The 19,922-nt window shown below is 72.5% G+C and carries 18 protein-coding genes, 2 tRNA genes and 1 pseudogene; 10 read left to right on the top strand and 11 right to left on the bottom strand.

Features of this window, described 5'->3' with window-relative positions:
- Positions 1-528 (top strand): zinc-binding dehydrogenase (locus BLS43_RS24390; RefSeq protein ID WP_143030201.1); only part of this gene is annotated, 528 nt, incomplete at its 5' end.
- A 243-nt stretch (positions 529-771) separates the two neighbouring features.
- Here the strand turns inward: BLS43_RS24390 and BLS43_RS24385 are convergent.
- Both BLS43_RS24385 and BLS43_RS24380 read right to left on the bottom strand, forming a co-directional pair.
- On the bottom strand, positions 772-1,263 hold the full coding sequence (locus BLS43_RS24385; protein WP_176921517.1) for an SDR family oxidoreductase: 492 nt from the start codon (positions 1,261-1,263) through the stop codon (positions 772-774).
- Positions 1,264-1,724: 461 nt separating this feature from the next.
- Entirely contained in the window at positions 1,725-2,306 is a 582-nt protein-coding gene (locus tag BLS43_RS24380; RefSeq protein ID WP_093089034.1) for a zinc-binding dehydrogenase, read from the bottom strand.
- A 381-nt stretch (positions 2,307-2,687) separates the two neighbouring features.
- Here BLS43_RS24380 and BLS43_RS24370 point away from each other — a divergent pair, with 381 nt between their 5' ends.
- The 4 genes and pseudogenes from BLS43_RS24370 to BLS43_RS24355 all read left to right on the top strand — a co-directional run bounded on the left by BLS43_RS24370 (position 2,688) and on the right by BLS43_RS24355 (position 8,542).
- Complete coding sequence (locus tag BLS43_RS24370) at positions 2,688-5,756, top strand: AAA family ATPase (protein WP_093089032.1); 3,069 nt, start codon at positions 2,688-2,690, stop codon at positions 5,754-5,756.
- Positions 5,757-5,835: 79 nt separating this feature from the next.
- Positions 5,836-6,336 (top strand): VOC family protein, encoded by a 501-nt coding sequence (locus BLS43_RS24365; RefSeq protein WP_218129990.1) that lies wholly within the window; start codon positions 5,836-5,838, stop codon positions 6,334-6,336.
- Positions 6,333-7,310, top strand: a complete 978-nt coding sequence (locus BLS43_RS24360; RefSeq protein ID WP_093089030.1) for an alpha/beta fold hydrolase — start codon at positions 6,333-6,335, stop codon at positions 7,308-7,310. The genes BLS43_RS24365 and BLS43_RS24360 overlap by 4 nt, the downstream gene beginning before the upstream one ends.
- Before the next feature lie 139 nt (positions 7,311-7,449).
- A pseudogene (locus BLS43_RS24355) lies at positions 7,450-8,542 on the top strand (IS256 family transposase).
- Positions 8,543-8,559: 17 nt separating this feature from the next.
- Here the strand turns inward: BLS43_RS24355 and BLS43_RS24350 are convergent.
- The 5 genes from BLS43_RS24350 to orn form a co-directional block, all read right to left on the bottom strand.
- Positions 8,560-8,838, bottom strand: a complete 279-nt coding sequence (locus tag BLS43_RS24350) for a hypothetical protein (protein WP_245707760.1) — start codon at positions 8,836-8,838, stop codon at positions 8,560-8,562.
- On the bottom strand, positions 8,838-9,194 hold the full coding sequence (locus tag BLS43_RS30195) for a DUF6247 family protein (RefSeq protein WP_176921501.1): 357 nt from the start codon (positions 9,192-9,194) through the stop codon (positions 8,838-8,840). Before BLS43_RS30195 ends, BLS43_RS24350 begins: the two co-directional genes overlap by 1 nt.
- A gap of 330 nt (positions 9,195-9,524) precedes the next feature.
- Positions 9,525-9,597 (bottom strand) — tRNA-Lys (locus tag BLS43_RS24340).
- A gap of 96 nt (positions 9,598-9,693) precedes the next feature.
- Positions 9,694-9,766, bottom strand: a tRNA-His gene (locus tag BLS43_RS24335).
- 61 nt (positions 9,767-9,827) lie between these two features.
- On the bottom strand, positions 9,828-10,430 hold the full coding sequence (gene orn / locus BLS43_RS24330; protein ID WP_093089028.1) for an oligoribonuclease: 603 nt from the start codon (positions 10,428-10,430) through the stop codon (positions 9,828-9,830).
- A gap of 38 nt (positions 10,431-10,468) precedes the next feature.
- Between orn and BLS43_RS24325 the strand changes: the two genes are divergently transcribed.
- A complete protein-coding gene (locus tag BLS43_RS24325) occupies positions 10,469-12,034 on the top strand; it encodes a helicase HerA-like domain-containing protein (RefSeq protein WP_093089027.1) in 1,566 nt (521 codons plus the stop codon).
- Here BLS43_RS24325 and BLS43_RS24320 read toward each other — a convergent pair.
- Both BLS43_RS24320 and BLS43_RS24315 read right to left on the bottom strand, forming a co-directional pair.
- The gene (locus BLS43_RS24320; RefSeq protein ID WP_176921516.1) at positions 11,997-13,436 is read right to left on the bottom strand and encodes a PH domain-containing protein; all 1,440 of its coding nucleotides are present in this window, start codon (positions 13,434-13,436) and stop codon (positions 11,997-11,999) included. The genes BLS43_RS24325 and BLS43_RS24320 overlap by 38 nt on opposite strands.
- A 7-nt stretch (positions 13,437-13,443) precedes the next feature.
- Complete coding sequence (locus BLS43_RS24315) at positions 13,444-13,935, bottom strand: PH domain-containing protein (protein WP_093089025.1); 492 nt, start codon at positions 13,933-13,935, stop codon at positions 13,444-13,446.
- A 35-nt stretch (positions 13,936-13,970) separates the two neighbouring features.
- Here BLS43_RS24315 and BLS43_RS24310 point away from each other — a divergent pair, with 35 nt between their 5' ends.
- Positions 13,971-14,750 (top strand): HAD family hydrolase, encoded by a 780-nt coding sequence (locus BLS43_RS24310; protein ID WP_176921515.1) that lies wholly within the window; start codon positions 13,971-13,973, stop codon positions 14,748-14,750.
- A gap of 29 nt (positions 14,751-14,779) precedes the next feature.
- Here BLS43_RS24310 and BLS43_RS24305 read toward each other — a convergent pair whose 3' ends face one another.
- Together BLS43_RS24305 and BLS43_RS24300 are read right to left on the bottom strand one after the other, a co-directional pair.
- The gene (locus BLS43_RS24305; RefSeq protein ID WP_093089023.1) at positions 14,780-16,096 is read right to left on the bottom strand and encodes a hypothetical protein; all 1,317 of its coding nucleotides are present in this window, start codon (positions 16,094-16,096) and stop codon (positions 14,780-14,782) included.
- A 171-nt stretch (positions 16,097-16,267) separates the two neighbouring features.
- Positions 16,268-16,969 carry an IclR family transcriptional regulator gene (locus BLS43_RS24300; RefSeq protein WP_176921514.1) on the bottom strand — a complete coding sequence of 234 codons (702 nt, stop codon included), beginning with the start codon at positions 16,967-16,969 and terminating at the stop codon, positions 16,268-16,270.
- 74 nt (positions 16,970-17,043) lie between these two features.
- Between BLS43_RS24300 and leuC the strand changes: the two genes are divergently transcribed.
- The 3 genes from leuC to BLS43_RS24285 all read left to right on the top strand — a co-directional run bounded on the left by leuC (position 17,044) and on the right by BLS43_RS24285 (position 19,779).
- Entirely contained in the window at positions 17,044-18,456 is a 1,413-nt protein-coding gene (gene leuC, locus BLS43_RS24295) for a 3-isopropylmalate dehydratase large subunit (RefSeq protein WP_093089021.1), read from the top strand.
- Entirely contained in the window at positions 18,456-19,043 is a 588-nt protein-coding gene (gene leuD / locus BLS43_RS24290; protein WP_093089020.1) for a 3-isopropylmalate dehydratase small subunit, read from the top strand. The genes leuC and leuD overlap by 1 nt, the downstream gene beginning before the upstream one ends.
- A gap of 115 nt (positions 19,044-19,158) precedes the next feature.
- On the top strand, positions 19,159-19,779 hold the full coding sequence (locus tag BLS43_RS24285) for an HU family DNA-binding protein (protein WP_093089019.1): 621 nt from the start codon (positions 19,159-19,161) through the stop codon (positions 19,777-19,779).
- Positions 19,780-19,922: the final 143 nt, after the last annotated feature.

Here is a 19,922-nt window from a genome sequence, read left to right as displayed (position 1 = left end):
CGCAGACTCGGCCCGCGAGACACCTGCGTGGTGATCGGCGCCGGGGGCCTGGGGCACATCGGGATCCAGGTGCTGAAGGCGCTGAGCCCGGCCCGGCTGGTCGTACTGGACCGCAACCCCGACGCGGTGAAGCTGGCCGAGTCCATCGGCGCGGACCTCGGCATCGTGGCCGACGGCGGGCACGTCGACGAGGTGCTCGCGCTCGGCGGGGCGGAGGTGGTGGTCGACTTCGTCGGCGAGGGCGGCAGCACCGCCGAGGGACTGGCGATGACCAAGCCCGCCGGCGACTACCACGTCGTCGGATACGGGGAGAACCTCAACCTGCCGACGATCGACCTGGTCTCGGCGGAGAAGAACGTGGTGGGCAACCTGGTCGGCAGCTACAACGACCTCTGCGACCTCATGGAACTCGCCGCACGCGGCCTGGTCACCCTGCACACCCAGCGCTACGCCCTCAACGACTTCCAACAGGCCATCACCGACCTGGACAAGGGCCGCGTGCGAGGACGCGCCATCCTCGTCCCCTGAGACCGACGCTCCGACGGCGGCTTGCGCGCACCCCCGCGCAAGCCGCCCTCGCCGTGGGTCGGGCGGACCGTCGCCGGAACCGCAAGGAGCCGGTTCGGTTCCGGTCGCCACACTGCCCGCCGCGGCCTCGTCCATGAGTTCGGCTGCGCCCCACGGGCGGGCGGGTCATCTCAGTAGTCCGAACCGGCGGTCTTCTCGATGACCGCTGCCCACGGCCGACCTCCGGACGTCCCGTGTCCTGCGCTACGCCCGTGCGCCCGACGTCGTCCAGTGGTCCACCGTCGACCACGCTGCCGTCTTCGGGGAGTGGACGGCCACGTCGTTCGCGTCGGCCGTGCCCGCTCCCCCGGAGGCGTGATGGCCGCCGTCGATGGCAAGGTTCAGGCCGTTGATCCACGACGCCTCGTCGGAGGCCAGGTACACGACGGCGCTCGCGATGTCGTCGGGTTCGCCGAGCCGCTTGGTGAGCTGGGCGTTCAGTACCACCTGACGGTCCGCGGATCCTTCGGCGCCGTAGAAGTTCAGGCCTCTCGGTGTCGCGACGCACCCGGGGGAGATGCTGTTCGTCCGGATGTTCCACGGCGCCAGCTCGTGCGCGAGGTACGAGGCCAGTCGGATGACCCCGCCTCTCGCCCCGCGAGAACGGGGCAGTGGAGGGGCCGGACGGCGACGGGTGGCTCGCCCTGTTCGATGAGGGACGAGCCGCTCAGACTCGTCGACCAGCTCCGCGAGCAAGACCTCCTCGCCGACGCCTTCGGCCGATGAGTACGGGGTGGCCGCCCGTGACCCGCACGAGAGTGTCCTCGCCGTGCCCGGTCGGCGTTCATGAGCGGAGATTGCCGGGCGGGACCGACAAGCTGGGGCTCTGAGGCACGCCGGTCCGACCGGTGATCTTCTCGACGACCGTCGCTCACGGGCGAAGACGGGTGATCACCGTGGACAGGCGTCGAGTTGATCTAAGAACCACAGCCCCAGGTCACTGCCAACCTGCTGTGACCTGGGGCTCGTGGTACACCGCCACGGACTTGAACGGAGAACCCGCTGGAGGGGAGTCGGGTGATCTCCCTGAATCCCCGAACCGTCATCCTGCTGCTCAAGCACACATCATGGCGCTGGCGATCTTGTGTGGTGATCGTGCGGAGACACGGTGGCCGAGCATGAGCGGTGACCTGGAGAGCGGCCTCGTCGGCCTCGTGTCAGGGGCGGACGATGACCTTGCCGATCGCCCCGTTCTCGACAGCGAGATGGGCATCGACGATGTCCTCCAGCGCGAACTCCGTCGCGGGGAGGGGCGTGAGCGCGCCGGCGGCCAATGCCGCCGTGGTCCACTCGATCGCGCTGGTCAGCTCGGCCTCAGAGAACTCGTAGAGCAGCTCGAAGCTGATCACAGCGTTCGCGGCCATCAGGTCGTTGGCCGGGATGCGGGGGTTCTCCGGCTCCCGTGCGTACACGGAGATGATCGCGCCCGGCGCTGCTACGGCGACGTCGAGCTCGATGTTCGCGCCCAAGGCCACTTCGACGACACGGTCGACCGTGCCGACGGTCTCGCGGACCCGAGTGGCGACGTCCTCCCGTTTGTAGTCGATCACATGGTCGGCGCCGGCGGCGCTCGCCAGCTCAGCCTTCTCGGCCGAACTGACCGTGGTGACCACCTGCGCACCGGCGTGCTTCGCGAACTCGATGGCGTAGTGCCCGACCGCTCCCGCGCCACCCGCCACGAGTACGTTCCTTCCCCGCAGGGCGGTGTGGTCGCGGCCCAGACAGTGGGCCGCGGTCATGGCCCCGCAAACGGTCTGGCGCCCCAGTTCAGTCGCCTGCGGGGAGAGCGGCGAGGGCGTCGCGGAGTTCGTTGGCGAGTGCGGGCAGTCGGCGTCGGGCGGTGGTCAGGAGAGGCTCCATGTCGATGGACCAGTACCCGCGGATGACGCGGTCGCGCAGCCGCACGGGCTGCCACGCCGTCGACGTCGCTCGTCGGCCCGGCGGTGTCGCCGACTGAGGCACGTTCCCGCGGCCGGAGTGACAGGCCCATGGTGCCGCAGCCGACGAGATGCCCGGGGCCGGCTCCGGGCATCCACGACGTGCGTCTGCCCGGGACGCGGTGCGCGCAGCTTCGTCGTCGGTCATCGACGGCCCTGTGCGATCTCTGACACGATCGGACCGTGGGCGCGTCGGGGGAGGTGAGATGGCCCGCGACCGTCGGCGTGATCGTCGGCCGGGACCGTGAGCTGGACGGGGTATGCCAGGCGCTCGACGCCGCGCAGGCCGGGCGCCCGACGATCACCCTGCTGATCGGCGAGGCCGGCATCGGCAAGACCAGGCTGGCCGATGCGGCGGCCGACATGGCCCGAGCTGCAGGCACCCGGGTCCTGCGCGGCGAGGCCGACCCGACGTGGCGCCAGCCGATGGAGCTCTGGCGGGGCGTGGCCCGCGCGGTGGGGGTGGAGCCGTCGACCGACGAGTCGCTCCCTGCCGAGGTCCGCCGGTGGGACCACCTCGAGTCGCTGGCCGACGCCCTGTCCGCCTCTGCACCGGCGCTCGTCGTGCTCGAAGACCTTCACTGGGCCGACGCGTCGGCCATCTGGGTGCTGGGGCAGCTCCCGCGCACCCTCGGGGACGCCGCGGTGACGTTCGTGGCCACCAGCCGCGACCACGAGCCCGACATGCCGCGCCTCGACGGGCTGCGTCGGGTCTCCCGCGTGGTGCGGCTGGGCGGGCTCGACGTCGAGGCGGTCGGGCGACTCGCCGCCCTCGAGGCCGCGCGTGAGGTGGACGCCGCCGACCTCCACGCCCGCACCGGCGGCAACCCGATGTTCGTGCAGGAGCTGGTGCGCTCCCCGGACGGCTCGAGCGTGAACGGCGTGATCGGAGAGGTCGTGGGGCGCGCCTTCGACCGGTTCGACGCCGACACGAGGGAGGCGCTGGCCCTCGCCGCCGTGGCCGGCTCGGCCTGTCCGCTCGTCGTCCTCGCCGCGGCCGGATCCTCCGCACCCGATGTGCTCGTCCGCCGGCTCGAGCCGGCGCTCGCGGCCGGCGTGCTCGACGAGGTCGGTCCGACGGGCGTCCGGTTCCGCCATGCCCTGTTCGCCGACGCGGCCGGGAGCCTCGCCGACTCTCGCGGGGCGCACGACCGGCTGGCCGCGGCCTGGGATGCGGTCGCCGGGGTCGCCGCGCGGGCCGCGGCCATCACCCACCGGCTGCGGTCGAGTGCCGGTGAGCACGACGTCGACAGGGCAATCTCCGTGGCGGCCGAGCTGGTGCTCGGTGGTGCGCCCGCCGAGGCCGCCGCCCTTCTCTGGGACGCCCGGGAAGCCGCTTCCGGAGACCGCAGCGAGCTCCGGGCGCGGGTGGCCCTCGACCTGGCCGAGGTGCTCGGGTCGCTCGGCGACCTCGAACAGGCGCTGACGCTCTACCGGGAGGCGGCGGAGCTGGCTCGGGAGAGCGACGACCCGGTGGTGCGGGCCCGGGCCGAGATCGGCGCCGACCTCTGGGCGGCCGCCTTCGTGCCCGACCTCCCTCGGGTGCGTCGGCTGGAGCAGGCCCTCGCCGCCCTGCCGCCCCACGAGCGGCACCTGCGGGCGATGCTGCTCGGCAGGCTCACGACCGTCGGCGGCGCCGATCCGGATGCCGGCGAGCGGGTGCAGGCATGGGCCGCCGAGGCAGTCGCCGTCGCCCGCGCCACCGACGATCCCGTGCTCATCGCCCAGATGCTGGTCAAGCAGATGATCACCGCCGCAGGCCGACCTGAGGTCGACGCCGGCGTGGCGCTGGGACAGGAGGTGGTGCGCCTGGCCGAGCGGGCAGGCCGAGCGGACCTCGCCTTGGCGGGCTACCAGCGCACCGCAGGATTCCACCTCAACCGCGGTGATCTGGCCGCCGCCACCCACTCGCTCGGTCGGGCCGAGGTGCTCGCCGCGGTGCTGCCGTCGCCGTCGTGGCGCCAGAGCACGCTGATCTCGCGCACCACGCTCCTCGCCCTGAGCGGCAGCCGGGCGGCCGCGGTGGCGACCATGGAGGAGGCAGCGCGCGTCGGCGAGGGCAATACCGAACCGGTGGTGGTGCTCGGGGTCGAGTCGATGCATCGGGTGATGCTCGTCGACCTCTACCGCCGGCCGGATGCCCGCGCCGAGGAGCTGTACGCGATCACCGCGAAGATGCTGGCCGACGTCCCCTCGCCCGTGTTCGAGGTGCAGAAGGGCTTCGGCGGGTGGCTCTTCGGCGACCAAGCCGCCGTCGAGGAGATGCTGCACCGCTACGGACCCGCCCCCGAGCTGCTGCTGCGGGTGATGACCGGGGACCACCTCCTACGGGTCTTCGCCGACACGGTGGCCCGCGCGGGTGCCGCCCGGTACGCATCGGCCGCCTACCGGGCGCTGCTGCCCTACGCCGGGCTGCTCAATGTCGGCGGCGGGCACAGCGCCGGGCTCCCCGTCGACGACGTGCTCGGTCGCCTAGCCTGCCTCGACGGCGACCACGAGGCCGCCGTCCACCACGCCCGCGACGCGGTGGCGACCGCCCGCGCCATGCCGTCGCCACCGCTCCTGGTCCACTGCCTCGACCACCTGGCCGACGCGGTGGAGCGGGCGGGTTGCGGAACGGACGATCCCTCGGCCCTGCGCGCGGAGGCCGCGTCCCTCGCCCTGACAAGCGGGATCGAGCGTCCGAGCGGTGTCGGAGCCGCTCCGGGCCGGCCTGCGTCGATGCGGCGCGACGGCCCTCTCTGGGTACTCACCTCCCCGATCGGCGACGCCCGCTTGTCCGACAGCAACGGCCTCGGCCAGCTCGCCCGCCTGCTGCGGACACCCACCGTGGAGGTCAGCGCCCTCGAGCTGGCCGGCCACCTGGAGACGCCGACGGCGGCCGACCTCGGACCGAGCCTCGACGCCCGCGCCAAGCGCGAGTACCGCCGCCGCCTGCACCAGCTGCAGACCGAGATCGATGCGGCCGAAGCCTGCGGGGACCCGGTGCGCGGCGAACGGGCCCAGGTCGAGATGGACGCCCTGCTGCGCGAGCTGCGCCGGGCCGTCGGGATCGGCGGCCGCGACCGGCCGTCGGGATCGGACGCCGAACGGGCCCGCATCAACGTGGTCCGCAGCCTCCGTCGTGCCATCGCCGCCATCGCCGACCAGGCGCCGATGCTGGGCGCGCACCTCGAGCAGTCGGTGCGGACGGGCGGGCACTGCCTCTACCTCCCGCCTCCCGGCGCGGCGCTCTCCTGGGCAGTCTCCTAGGCGCTCGCGGAACGATTCGTTCCACGGGGGTGAACGCCTCCGCCATATGGGGACGGGTGCAGAGAGTGGTCCGACGGGGATGAGCCACATCGCCGTGGTGACGGCCGACCTCGACCTGTTCCGCTCGTTTTACGAGGACATCCTCGGTTGTGAGACCACCCTGGTGGTGGGCGTAGGCCGAGACCAGGCCCGGCAGGCGGTGGTCCACGCAGGCGACGCCATGCTGCAGGTCTTCGAGGTGCCCGGCTACGCCCCGGACACCTCCGGGGCCCCGATGTTCGAGCGGGGCCGCCTCGACCACTTCGGGTTCCGCGTCGCCGACGAGGCCGCCCTGGTCGCGCTGCGCGACCGACTGGTCGCCGCAGGCGCATCGAGCGGCGACATCCGGCGCCTGGGCCCGATGCTCTCGCTGCGCTTCCACGATCCGGAGGGGTTCGAGGGCGAGGTCAACTGCCTCGACCCCGCCTACGACCCGTCGTCGGTGCGCGACCAGGACGAGATCGTCGACCCCGCCTGGTACGAGCGGACCCGACGCGCGCTCGGCGACCACTCCGCCACCTTCGAGAGGAACCGACCATGAGACCCGCCCGACTCCCGCTGGCGTTGCTCGGAGCCGTCCTCGGCCTCGCCGTGCTCGGCACGGCGTGCTCGACACCCGCCCGCGCGGCGAGCAGCGCCACCGTCGCCGAGAACGTCGACATCGGTGGCGGTCGCACGATCTACGTCGAGTGCCACGGCGAGGCCACCGACGGAGCGCCGACCGTGTTGCTGATGTCCGGCGGTGGCACCGCGTCCGATCTCTGGCACGCACCCGAGCAGGAGGGCCCGAACGTCTACGACACCATCGGCGCGCAGACCCGGACCTGCGCCCTCGACCGGCCCGGCGTCCAGTACCTGGACGGTGCACCCAGCAGGAGCACGCCGGTCGCCCAGCCCACCGATCCGAAGGACGGCGCCCGCGACTGGGACTCCGTGATCCGCGCCCTCGGCATGGAGGGCCCTTACGTCATCGCCGCCCATTCCTTCGCAGGCAACATCGCACGGGTGTTCGCCACCGAGCACCCCGACGACGTGAAGGGCATCGTCTTCATCGACGTGCTGTCCCCCGAGCTGCGCGCCTCGATGACCCCTGAGGAATGGGCGATCTGGGTGCCCGCCAACAACCGCACCCCCGAGCAGCTCGCCGCCTATCCGGACATGGAGCAGTACGACTTCGACCACAGCCTTGACCAGGTCGAGGCCGCGGAGGTCGAGGTGCCACCGTCGCCGAAGCCGGTCGTCGTATTGCAGGCCAGCGTGAAGTTCGACCAGCTCGTGCCCCAGTACCTCGACGAGGGCTTCCTGCCGCCGTGGGTGCCCCGCGACTTCGGCCAGGTCATCGACCGCACCAACGCCGCCGCCCAGGCCAAGCTGGCCGCCGAGTACCCGGGCTCGCAGCACATCACGAACACGAACTCGGCCCACAACATCATGATCGAGAACGCCCCCATCGTGATCAAGGCCGTCGAGGACGTCCTCGCCGCCGTGGAGGCGGGCCGGACCACGGTGAGCTGAGCGCGTCGCCATCGGTCAGCGAGCGCTGGGCTCGGGCCCCGGAGCCCTCAGCGGCACGACCCGCACATGAACCTTGCCGCTGCCAGCTGCGGGGACTGTAAGAACATCGGTGTAACTCCGATCATGGAGTGTGGACCCGATGACCGAGCTCGCTGCTGGTGAGCGTGTGGACCTCGACGCGCTGGACGGCGGCGAGGCTGCGCCGACGTCTGCTGTGTTGGGCGGGCTGGATGCCCTCGACGAGCAGTTGATCGCCCAGCTGGCCGGGCGAGCCCGCGCCAGCGGGCTCGCCCTGACCGGTGAGGGTGGGCTACTGGCTGCGCTGACCAAGCGGGTGCTGGAGTCGGCGTTGGAGGGCGAGATCACCGACCACCTCGGCAACGACGCGCACGACCCGGCCGGGTGTGACGGCGGGAACTCCCGCAACGGACACCGCGCCAAGACTGTGCTCACCGAGGCCGGCCCGGTGCAGATCGAGGTCCCCCGCGACCGCGATGGCCCGTTCACCCCGAAGATCGTGGCCAAGCGGCAGCGCCGCATGCCCGGGGTGGACGAGCTCGTGCCGTCGCGCTCGCCGTCACCGTCGACGGGCAGCGCGACATCCTGGGCCTGTGGGCCGGTGACCCCGCCGCCGGTGGGGAGGGTGCGAAGTACTGGCTGCACGTGCTGACCGAGATCCGCAACCGCGGCGTCGGTGACGTGCTCATGGTCGTCTGCGACGGGGCTGCCGGAGGCGATCGGGCAGGTCTGGCCGCAGACGATCACCCAGACCTGCGTGGTGCACCTGCTGCGCAACAGCTTCCGCTACGCCGGGCGCCAGCACTACGAGGCCGTCGCGAAGGCCCTCAAGCCGGTCTACACCGCTCCGACCGAGGCGGCGGCGATGGAACGGTTCCTGGAGTTCCGCGGCCACCGAGCGCTACCCGGCCATCGTGCGGTTGTGGGAGAACGCGTGGGCGGAGTTCGTGCCGTTCCTGTACTTCGACGTCGAGATCCGCAAGATCGTCTGCACCACCAACGCCATCGAGTCCGTGAACGCTCGGATCCGCCGCGCGGTCAAGGCGCGCGGGCACTTCCCGAACGAGGCCGCCGCGCTCAAGTGCGTCTACATGGCGATCATGAGCCTCGACCCCACCGGCGCCGGACAACGCCGCTGGTCCATCCGCTGGAAACCAGCCCTGAACGCCTTCGACATCACCTTCGACGGACGCCTGTCCGCCGGACGCCGATAGCCCTCAACCAACCCCAGTTACACCGGAAAGTTGACAGTCCCGTGAATCCAGGTGATGCGGAGTATGTCGACGCGCTGTTGGTCCTCGACGATGAGGAAGATCGCCTCTGCGGTGCGGCCGGTGGGGCCGAAGAGGAGCTTGCGCATGATCCCGCCGGGCAAGGCCTCGTTGTACGGGTCGCTGTTCCACGGGACGAGTTCTAGTACATCGAAGAGCTGGGCGAGATAGGGGAGGAGCTCGGCGGGCAGGGCGTCGATCTGGGCTTCGACCTCGCCGTCGGTGGTGATGTCGTACATCAGCCGTGGGTGTCGTCCTCGGTGGTCGTGTCGAGGCGTCGGGCGATCTTCGCGCGGAGCTGCGCGGCGGTGATGGTGCCGTGGTCGTGTCCGGCGAGGATGCGCTGGGCGCGGTGGAGCATGTGGCGGTGGGCTTCGGGGTCGGCTTGGGTCATGGCGGCGATGTCGCGCCAGCGGTCGAGGATGCGGTAGACCTCGGTCAGATCGAGGGCCTCGGCGGAGCGGGCCATGGCGGCGCGCCACTCGCTGTCGAACTGCCCGGCCTCCTCGGGGAGGAGGTGGCGGCGGATCTCGGCTGGCGCGGACGCGGGGGCAGGGGGGACCGCGTCGGCACGGTGGACGGGCTGGGCGGTCATGGGGCCATGGTATCGCCGAGGTCCGACATCTCCGCCTCGGTTCGCATGGCGTGGCAGGTGAGGCCGGTGTTCGTGGATCACGACAGAGCAAGTGACTCGTAGTGGCGGTCGAGTGTTGAGGCTGTGTGCTCTGCCGCGACCGCTCACTGCCCTGCTTCCGTCCCGTGACCCGCTGGTCCAGACGGGTGGTTCTCGGTGGAGCGGCTCGCCGTGACGGAGCTTGGTCGATGACGGGTGATCAGGACGGATAAGCGTCGACCAAAGCGGTCACTCGATCTTGATACAAGAAGTCCCAGGTCACTGGTAGAGTCGGTGACCTGGGACTTTGCGTACACCGCCACGGACTTGAACCGTGAACCCGCTGATTAAGAGTCAGCTGCTCTGCCAATTGAGCTAGCGGTGCATGTGTTGAATTGTTGTGCGGTGTCCCTTGCGCGACACCGGGATCCACTGTACCAGCGCTCCCGCGGGGTCGTGCGAGGGGGGTCCGCGGACCCCGGGTGAGTGACGGGACTTGAACCCGCGGCCCCCTGGACCACAACCAGGTGCTCTACCAGCTGAGCTACACCCACCATCGGTTCGCCGGGTTTCCCCGGCGGCCTCGTAGAGAGTACGTGATGCCCCGGGTCGGCTCTACGCCGGGGGTGCCACCGCGGTGGCGGCCGCTCTGGCCTCCTCGGACGTGGGGCCGGGGGGCTGGACGAACAGGGTGCGGCGGTAGTACTCGAGCTCCCGGATGGACTCGACGATGTCCGCGAGGGCGCGGTGCGCGAGGCCCTTCTCGGGCTTGGCGTAGAAGACCCGGGGGAACCAGCGGCGGGCGAGCTCCTTGACGGAGCTGACGTCGATCATGCGGTAGTGCAGGTGGGCGTCGAGCTCGGGCATGTCCCGGGCGATGAACCCGCGGTCGGTCGCGATGGAGTTGCCCGCGAGCGGCGCGGTCCCCGCCTCCGGCACGTGCGCGCGCACGTACTCCAGCACGAGGGCCTCGGCCTCCCGCACCGTCACCCGCGACGCCCGGATCTCCTCGGTGAGCCCGGACTTGCGGTGCATCTCCTCCACGACGGGGGGCATCGCGGCGAGCGCCGCCTCGTCGGCGTGGATGACGACGTCGACGCCGTCACCCAGCACGTTGAGGTCGCCGTCCGTGACGAGGACCGCGATCTCGACGAGGGCGTCCCGCTGGAGATCGAGACCTGTCATCTCGCAGTCGATCCACACCAACCGGTCGTTCATGGCTCGCAGCGTAAGCCTCCTGGTCTAGGCTCCGCCGTGTGGCTGAAGACACCACCGTGAACAGCGCCGCCCAGCAGATCGCCGCCGGCTACGCGACCGAGGGCGAGGCGCTGGAGCTCGGCACCGTCCTCGTCGACGGCAAGGTCGATCCCACCGCCAAGGTCCGGATCCCGCTCGCGACGCTGAACCGGCACGGCCTCGTGGCCGGGGCCACGGGTACCGGCAAGACCAAGACGTTGCAGGGGTTGGCCGAGCAGCTGTCGAACGCCGGCGTCCCCGTGCTGCTCGCGGACGTCAAGGGGGACCTGTCCGGGCTCTCGAAGCCCGGCGAGGACGGCCCGAAGATCCAGTCCCGGGCCGCGGACACCGGGGACGACTGGGTGGCGACGGGCTTCCCCGTCGAGTTCCTGAGCCTGGGCGGCGGCTCGAGCGCGATCCCGATCCGCGCCACGATCACCCAGTTCGGGCCCATCCTGTTGTCGAAGGTGTTGGACCTCAACGACACCCAGGAGTCCACGCTCGGGCTGATCTTCCACTTCGCGGACCAGCGCGGGCTCCCGCTGCTGGACACGAAGGACCTGCGGGCGGTCATCCAGCACCTGACGTCCGACGAGGGCAAGGCGGACCTGAAGGGCATCGGCGGGGTCTCGGCGGCCACCGCGGGCGTCATCCTGCGGGCCCTGGTCAACCTGGAGGCCCAGGGCGGCACGGAGTTCTTCGGCGAGCCGGAGTTCGAGCCCGCCGACCTGATCCGCCAGGTCGACGGCAAGGGCGTGGTCACGCTCGTCGAGCTGGCCGAGCAGGCGGCCAATCCGAAGCTGTTCTCCACCTTCCTGATGTGGCTGCTCGCGGAGCTCTACGAGGAGATGCCCGAGGCGGGCGACCTCGACAAGCCGAAGCTCGTCTTCTTCTTCGACGAGGCCCACCTGCTGTTCAACGACGCCTCGAAGGCCTTCCTCGAGCGCATCGAGCAGACCGTGAAGCTCATCCGCTCCAAGGGGATCGGGGTGTTCTTCTGCACGCAGCTGCCGACGGACGTCCCGAACGCGGTGCTGTCGCAGCTGGGCGCGCGGGTGCAGCACGCGTTGCGCGCCTTCACCCCCGAGGACCAGAAGGCGCTCACCAAGACGGTCAAGACCTACCCGACGTCCAAGGTGTACGACCTCGAGGAGGCCCTCACGTCGCTGGGGACCGGCGAGGCGATCGTCACCGTCCTGTCGGAGCGGGGCGCGCCCACACCCGTCGCGTGGGCCCGGATGCGGGCGCCGCGGTCGTTGATGGCCGCGATCGGCGGCCCGGCGATCACGGACGCGGCCAAGGCCTCGCCCCTGTACGCCAAGTACGGGACCACGGTCGACGGGGAGTCGGCCTACGAGATGCTGACCGCGCGCATGGCCCAGCAGCAGGCGCAGCAGGAGGCCGAGCAGGCCCCGCCGCCGGTCGCGCAGGACGCGCCGCCGCCCCCGCGGCGGGAGAAGGAGGAGCCCGGGCTGATCGAGAACATCCTCGGCTCGCCCGCGGCCAAGCAGTTCATGCGGTCGATGGCGGCCGGACTGGGCCGGGAGATCAGCCGGAGCCTGTTCGGGACCCGACGGCGTCGATGAGCCCGGCGGCGGTGGCGGGCGCGATGTCGAGGATCTCGTAGCCTCCCTCGCCCGCCGCCGTCACCGCCTCCAGGGTCACCACGCCCGCCCGCCGCTGGAACAGGCTCTGCCGGACCCGCCAGCCGATGATCCCGTTGCGCTGCAACGCCGTGGTGCGGCGGGAGAACCCGCCGAGCCTGCTCACCAGATGGTGCTCGGTGAGCGTGTGCCCGAGTGCGCGGTAGCGGTCCAGGGCCAGCAGGGCGGCGAGCGGGAGCAGGACCGGGGTCCACGGCCAGATCCACGCCCGCGTCGGGTCCAGGACGCCGAGCAGGATCGCGGCCGCCACGACACCCGCCGCGGGCCCGAGCGCGCGGGTGAACCGGCGGCGCAGTGCCGCGTGCGGATGCGCCGTCAGTGCGGTGCGGGTGGGATCGGGAGCCTGCAGCGCGACGCCCGCGACCCGGTGCGCCTCGGCCCGCGGCACGGGCGGCTGCAGCACCCCGCCCTGCCGCTCGCGGCCCAGACCCGCGGCCAGCGCCCTGGTCTGCGCCCCGCGACCCGCCCGCAGCAGGAGCGGCTCGTGCACCCCGACCCCGCGGATCCGGTCCTCGGCGACCGACAGCGACCGGGACGTGAACAGCCCCCGCCGGACGCGCAGCGTGCCGTCCGGCTCGCGGGTCAGTCGGTAGCCCCACCAGCGCGCCACGAAGAGCGCGCTCGAGCCGATGACCGCGAGCAGGAGCGCGGACACCACCAGCAGGGTCCAGCCGGTGCCGTTGAGCAGCCGGAACGCCGCGCCGCCGAGCTCGCGGGGCGTCACGCCCAGCTCGAGGAGCAGGTTGAAGGCCGCCGCGGCGATGGCCCCGAACCCGGCCAGCGAGGAGAAGGTGAGCGGGGCGAAGCGCAGCCAGCGCCAGTCGAGCCGGGCGAGCTCGGTGGGTCCGGGTTCGGGTTGCGGCTCGGCCGGGTCCTCCGACGGCGCGGCGCTGTGGCGCAGGAGCTCGCGACGCAGCAACTCGGCCTCCGCGCCGCTGACCGCGTCCAGGTTGAGGCCGGAGTGCTCGCCGCCGTGCTCGGCGGCCCGGACCACGACGACGTTGAGCCGGAAGGCCCGGTGCAGCAACGTCGCCGTCAGGTCGACGGTGCGGATGCGGTCGCGCGGCACGGAACGGCGCTGCCGTCGGATCCAGCCGCTGTGCAGCTCCACCCGCTCCGGGGTGATGCGGTACCTCGTGGTGCGCCAGCGGATCAGGCCGCCGACCACGACGAGCCCCGCGATGCCAAGCGAGATCCACACCCGTGTCGGATCACCCGAGCGGCCGGTGACCAGCACGATCAGCAGGAGCGGGACGAGCCGGATCAACGCGTGCACCGGCGCGACCACGATCATGCGCGGGTCGAGCCGACGCCAGTCGGTCACCGGGCCTTCACGTCGCATCGCCGGGGGTGGCCTGCGTGGTCTCGGTGAGCTGGCGGGCGAGCTCGCGGGCCTCGGCCGTGGCCAGGCCGCGGATGGCGACGGGACCCCGCGCCGACGCCGTCGTCACGGTCACGCTGGCCAACCCCAGCAGCTGCTGCAGCGGGCCGTGCTCGGTGTCCACGGTCTGCACGCGGGAGATCGGCGCGATCCGCCACTCCCGCACCAGCCAGCCCGACAGCGTGTAGACGGCCTCGTCGGTGACCTCCCAGCGGTGGATCCGGAACAGGATCTCCGGCACGACGGCCGCGTACCCCACCCCGACCACGACCGTCGCGATCAGCGTGGCCCACAACCACAGCGGCCCGCCCAGCACGAGCGCCACCACCAGCTGGGGCAGGGCGACGACGGCCGCCACACCCAGTCCGCGCAGCCGCCACCACTGCCGGGCCCGCGGGTCCACGCGGTGCGCGGGCGGGCGGAGGGGGAGCGTGCTCTGCATGGGCTCATGCTGCCCGAGCAGTAGGGTCGGTGGACGTGCGCCCCCCGCGTCTGATCGCCCTCGACATCGACGGCACCACCGTCCACGCTCACCGGCCCCCGAGCGCCCGCGTCCTGGCCGCCGTCCGCGGGGTCTCCGCGCGGGCGCGGGTCATGATCTGCACCGGGCGGACGGTGCTTGGTGTGGACCACGTCTTGGAGAGCCTCGGCCTGACGAGCGGGTTCACGGTCTGCTCGAACGGGGCGGTCGTGCTGGACACGGCCTCGCGGGCGGTGCTGCGCAGCGCCGCGATGGACCCGGCGCCGATGGTCGCCACGGTCGGATCGGCGCTGCCCGGCGCCGTCTTCGGCTGCGAGGAGACCGGTGTGGGACAACGGATCAGCGCCCCCTTCCCGGACGGGATCCTCGCGGGCCGGGTGCGCGTCGTGCCCGAGGCGGAGCTCCTGGGCACCCCCACGCCGAAGGTGATCGCCTACTGGCCCGGCCACACACCCGCCGACGTCGCGGCGGGCATGCGGGGAGTCGTGGTGCCCGGGGCGGAGTACACCCTGGACCACGAGATGCCCTGGGTGACGATGGTGCCGACCGGGGTGAGCAAGGCGTCGGCGCTGGCCGCGGTCGCGGCGGAACACGGCGTGGCCCGGGAGGACGTCCTCGCCGTCGGGGACGGCGACAACGACCGCGCCATGCTCCGGTGGGCGGGCACGGGCGTCGCCATGGGGCAGGCCCCCGGCACCGTCAAGGCGGACGCGGACGAGGTCACCGCGCCGGTGTGGGAGGACGGGCTGGCACAGGTGTTGGAGCGGTTCCTCTAGTCGGTCAGCGGGCGGCGCGCCCGCAAGCCCTACCTCTGCGGCCGAATCTGGTTCTCCTCGGCGGGTGGGTCCGGATTCGGGACCACGGGAGGAGTCGTGGTGGTGGTGACAACCGGCGGAGGTGTCGTCGTGGTGACGACCGGGGGATCCACGACGACGGGCGGCGGGACGACCGGGGCGACCGGGGCGACCGGCGTCGTCGTGGGCACCACCCGCGTCGTCGTACGGCGAGTGGAGGGGCTCGCCCCCCTCGTCTCCTCCGCCACCGGCGGCAGTGTGGCGACGGGGGCCTCGGTGGGGGGCGGGGCGATCGCGCTGGTGTCCACGCGGTTGGAGGCGCTGCCGACCGACGGGCCGTCCGGCCAGAAGGCCACGGCGCCGATCACCGCCAGGGCCGCGACGAGCCCGCCCGCGCCCACGACGAGCAGCGGGGAGCGGCTCCGGGGCCGGTCGGTGTCGTACTCGGCGTAGGAGTCGAACAGCCCGCCGGACGGCTCGGGCGCCGGGGCGAAGCGGGTGGCCTGCTCGTCCATGGGCAGGGCCTCGGTGCGGGCCTCCGGGTCGGGCCCCGCGGCGTAGTGCCCGTAGGACGGGTCCGCGTAGGGGTCGTACTGCGTGGGCACCTCGGCCTGCACGTACGCCGTCGGTGCGCCCGGCCACCGGCCGGTGCCCGTCGGCGGGGTCGTGAACTCTCCGCTCTGCTGCACCATCTCTCCGTTCCCCGGGATCGCGCCGAGGGCACCCTCGGCCACGGCGTGTTCGGCCAGGGCGACCGCGGGCCGCCCCAGCTCGTCCGACAGTCGTGGGATGAGCCGCCCGGCTCCGCCGACCACCACCACGGCGGTGAGCGCCTCGGCGGCCACGCCCGCGGCCTCGGCGGCGCGCCGCACCGCGTCCACGCCGTCCGCGGACTCGTGGAGGCCGAGCAGCGAGAAGCCGCTGGCGTCCCGCTGCAGGACGGCGGCCTCGACCGGCCCGGTGTCCGCGTGGCAGACGGCGACGAGCGCGCCCGGGTGGAGCCGCTCGTCGGCGGCGTAGGCCACGGCGGCGGCCTGCGGCAGGGTCACCAGGGCCGCGGCGACACCCGCGTCCAGCAGGCCCGCGGCGACGATCTCGCGCTCGGCCTCGCGCCAGGCCGCCGGGTGGGCGACGACGATCCGCTCGGCCTCGCGGCCCTCGCGCGCGGCCGTCTCGTCCGCCACGTGCCGGACGACGGCCGCGACCGCCTCGGGCCGGTCGGCGACCAGCGCGCCGGGCGACAGGACCTCGGGGGGCCTGCCGGCGCGGCCGAGGGCGGCCGAGGTCCGCGAGGTGCCCACGACGACACCGAGCAGGTAGGGAGTCATCCTCACCGTTTCTGACGCGGCGCCGGGGAGCGGGGGAGCGGGGCGCCTGGTACGTCGGGTCCATCGACCCGAGTGCCCGCCACGTTAGCCATCGGGACGGGTGACCCGGACCTCGTGCGACGGGCGTGGCCGCACGAGCGGTGAGAGGTGGGGCTCGGCGTCGGACCGGAGTCAGAGCCGGTGCTGCAGCGCCTCCGCCGCGGCGAGCAGGTCCGCGGCCCAGCGGACGCCCGGTCGGCGGCCGATCCGGTCGACCGGCCCGCTCACCGAGACCGCGGCCACGACCTGGCCCTGCGCGTCCCGCACCGGCGCCGACACGCTCGACACCCCCGACTCCCGCTCGGCGACGCTCTGCGCCCAGCCGCGCCGCCGGACGTCGACCAGTACGCGGTCGGTGAACGACGCCGCGCCCAGCACCGCCCGCTGCGTGGCCGGGTCGGCCCAGGCGGCCAGCACCTTCGCGCCGGAGCCCGCGGTCATCGGCAGCCGCGTGCCGACGGGCACGGTGTCCCGCAGCCCCGCCGCGGGTTCCGCGGTGGCGATGCAGACCCGGTGCATGCCGTCTCTCCGGTAGAGCTGCACGCTCTCGCCGGTGATGTCGCGCAACCGCGGCAGCACCGCGCTCGCGGCCTCCAGCAGCGGGTCCGCGTGCCCGCCCGCCAGCTCGGCGAGCGTGGGCCCGGGCCGCCACCGGCCGTCGGACCCCCTGGCGAGCAGACCGTGCACCTCCAGCCCGACGGCGAGGCGGTGCGCCGTGGCGCGCGGCAGGCCCGTGGCCTCGCACAGCTCGGAGAGCCCCATGGGCTCGTCCGCCGCCGCGCGCAATACACCCACGGCCTTGTCGAGTACGCCGATGCCGCTAGACTGTCTCACGTCTCGATATCTTAGTCCCATATCCTGGGAAACCACCACCGAGACGCGCAGCTCACACGAAGGAGGCGGCAGCGGTGGCACGCACGCTGGCCGAGAAGGTCTGGGACCAGCACCTGGTCCGCAAGGGCGAGGGGCAGGAGCCCGACCTGCTCTACATCGACCTGCACCTCGTCCACGAGGTGACCAGCCCGCAGGCGTTCGACGGGCTCCGGCTCGCCGGTCGCCCCGTCCGCCGCCCGGACCTCACCCTCGCCACCGAGGACCACAACGTCCCCACGCTCGACGTGCTGGCCCCGATCGCCGACCCCGTCTCGCGCACGCAGGTGGAGACGCTGCGCAAGAACTGCGCGGAGTTCGGGGTGCGGCTGTACCCGATGAACCACGCCGAGCAGGGCATCGTCCACGTCGTCGGGCCGCAGCTGGGGCTGACCCAGCCGGGCACCACGGTCGTCTGCGGCGACTCGCACACCTCCACGCACGGGGCGTTCGGCGCCATGGCGTTCGGCATCGGGACGTCCGAGGTGGAGCACGTGCTCGCCACGCAGACGTTGCCGCTCAAGCGGTTCAAGACCATGGCGATCAACGTCACCAGCAAGGACGGGCGGCTGCGGCCGGGCGTCACGAGCAAGGACGTCGTCCTCGCGATCATCGCGCAGATCGGCACCGGCGGCGGGCAGGGCTACGTGCTCGAGTACCGCGGCAACGTCATCGAGAACCTCTCGATGGAGGCGCGGATGACGATCTGCAACATGTCCATCGAGGCGGGCGCCCGCGCGGGCATGATCGCGCCGGACGAGACCACGTTCGCCTACCTGAAGGGCCGCGACCACGCCCCGCAGGGCGCGCAGTGGGACGAGGCGGTCGAGGCCTGGCGCGAGCTGCGCACGGACGACGAGGCGGTGTTCGACGCCGAGGTGGACGTCGACGGGGACGCGTTGACCCCCTTCGTCACCTGGGGCACCAACCCCGGCCAGGGCCTGCCGCTGGGCGAGAACGTGCCCGATCCCGAGGCCATCGTGGACGAGAACGAGCGCGTCGCGGCCGAGAACGCGTTGGCGTACATGGGGCTGGAGGCCGGTCAGCCGCTGCGGTCGGTCAAGGTCGACACCGTGTTCGTGGGCTCGTGCACCAACGGTCGCATCGAGGACCTGCGGGCCACGGCGGAGGTGCTGAACGGGCGCAAGGTGGCCGACGGCGTGCGCATGCTGGTCGTCCCCGGCTCGATGCGGGTGCGCTTCCAGGCCGAGGAGGAGGGCCTGGACAAGGTCTTCACCGACGCCGGGGCCGAGTGGCGTTCCGCGGGCTGTTCGATGTGTCTGGGCATGAACCCGGACCAGCTTGCGCCCGGTGAGCGCAGCGCGTCCACCTCCAACCGCAACTTCGAGGGCCGCCAGGGCAAGGGCGGCCGCACCCACCTGGTGTCCCCGCTGGTCGCCGCCGCGACCGCGGTGCGCGGCACCCTGAGCAGCCCGGAGGACCTGGTCTGATGGAGAAGTTCTCGAGCCACACCGGGATCGGCGTGCCGCTGCGCCGGTCCAACGTGGACACCGACCAGATCATCCCCGCCGTCTTCCTGAAGCGGGTGACCCGCACCGGGTTCGAGGACGGGCTGTTCTCGGCCTGGCGCCAGGACTCGTCGTTCATCCTCAACCAGGAGCCCTTCACCCGGGGCTCGGTGCTGGTGGCGGGCCCGGACTTCGGCACCGGCTCGTCTCGCGAGCACGCGGTGTGGGCGTTGATGGACTACGGGTTCCGCGTCGTGGTGTCCGCGCGGTTCGCGGACATCTTCCGCGGCAACAGCGCCAAGGCGGGTCTAGTGGCGGCGCAGGTCGCACAGCCGGACGTCGAGCTGCTCTGGAAGCTGCTGGAGAACGAGCCCGGCACCGAGGTGACCGTGGACCTGCGCGAGAAGACCGTGCAGGCCAAGGACATCACCGTCCCGTTCGAGATCGACGACTACATCCGCTGGCGGTTGCTGGAGGGCCTGGACGACATCGGGCTCACCCTGCGCCACGAGGAGGCCATCACGGCCTTCGAGTCGCAGCGGCCCGCACACAAGCCGGTGACCGTCTGAATGCGCCCTGACCAGGGCAAACGCCGTCCGTTCAGCCGAGCGGGCGGCGTTTGTCGTTGTGCCGCAAGGAGTTCGTCCTGGCGCAACGGGTCCGGAGCCTCTACGGTGCGGGGCCATGAACAAGACGCAGCTGGTAGAGGCCCTGGCGGAGAAGCTCGGCGACAAGCGGACCGCGGCGTCCGCAGTGGACGGCGTGCTCGACATCATCACCGAGACGGTCGGTTCCGGCGGCTCGGTGACCCTCACCGGCTTCGGCGTGTTCGAGGCCAGGGCGCGCGCCGCGCGCGTCGCGCGCAACCCGCGCACCGGTGAGACGGTCCCGGTCCCGGCGACCACGGTCCCGGCCTTCCGGCCCGGCACGGCGTTCAAGTCGACCGTCAGCGGCGGGGCCACGGCCGCGACCGCGGCGAAGGCGCCCGCCCGCCGGTCCACCACCTCGCGCACTACCACCTCGCGCACCACGGCTGCCCGCCCGGCCACGCGCGCCGCGCGTGCCACGAGCACCTTCTCCGAGGACACCCCCGCCGCGCCCGCCAAGAAGGCGCCGGCGAAGAAGGCGCCCGCCAAGACCGCGGCGGCCAAGACCCCCGCCGCCAAGACGACGGCCGCCAAGACCACCGCGACCAAGGCCGCGCCCAAGACCGCGACGAAGACCGCGGCCGCGGAGAAGCCCGCCGCCAAGAAGAGCACGGCGAAGAAGGCCGCCGCCCCCAAGAAGGCGGCCAAGAAGAAGTAGCGCTCCCCTCCGAAGGGTCAGGTCCGGCGCAGGTGGAAGCGCTGGATCTTCCCGCTGGGGGTCTTCGGGAGCTCCGACACGAAGTGGATCCGCCGCGGATAGACGTGGGCGGCGAGCTTCGACTTGACCGCCTGCTGCAGGGC

Source organism: Pseudonocardia oroxyli, from assembly GCF_900102195.1.
GTDB classification, from domain to species: Bacteria; Actinomycetota; Actinomycetes; order Mycobacteriales; family Pseudonocardiaceae; genus Pseudonocardia; species Pseudonocardia oroxyli.
This window is presented reverse-complemented; position numbering and strand designations above follow the sequence as displayed.

What these genes read in the sequence shown, in the direction of transcription:
- BLS43_RS24360 (WP_093089030.1), top strand. Translation starts at nt 6,333, where the DNA reads ATGAGACCCGCCCGACTCCCGCTGGCGTTGCTCGGAGCCGTCCTCGGC.
- BLS43_RS24305 (WP_093089023.1), bottom strand. Translation starts at nt 16,096, where the DNA reads ATGACTCCCTACCTGCTCGGTGTCGTCGTGGGCACCTCGCGGACCTCG.
- leuD (WP_093089020.1), top strand. Translation starts at nt 18,456, where the DNA reads ATGGAGAAGTTCTCGAGCCACACCGGGATCGGCGTGCCGCTGCGCCGG.
- BLS43_RS24365 (WP_218129990.1), top strand. Translation starts at nt 5,836, where the DNA reads ATGAGCCACATCGCCGTGGTGACGGCCGACCTCGACCTGTTCCGCTCG.
- BLS43_RS24315 (WP_093089025.1), bottom strand. Translation starts at nt 13,935, where the DNA reads ATGCAGAGCACGCTCCCCCTCCGCCCGCCCGCGCACCGCGTGGACCCG.
- BLS43_RS30195 (WP_176921501.1), bottom strand. Translation starts at nt 9,194, where the DNA reads ATGACCGCCCAGCCCGTCCACCGTGCCGACGCGGTCCCCCCTGCCCCC.
- BLS43_RS24380 (WP_093089034.1), bottom strand. Translation starts at nt 2,306, where the DNA reads ATGACCGCGGCCCACTGTCTGGGCCGCGACCACACCGCCCTGCGGGGA.
- BLS43_RS24350 (WP_245707760.1), bottom strand. Translation starts at nt 8,838, where the DNA reads ATGTACGACATCACCACCGACGGCGAGGTCGAAGCCCAGATCGACGCC.
- BLS43_RS24285 (WP_093089019.1), top strand. Translation starts at nt 19,159, where the DNA reads ATGAACAAGACGCAGCTGGTAGAGGCCCTGGCGGAGAAGCTCGGCGAC.
- orn (WP_093089028.1), bottom strand. Translation starts at nt 10,430, where the DNA reads ATGAACGACCGGTTGGTGTGGATCGACTGCGAGATGACAGGTCTCGAT.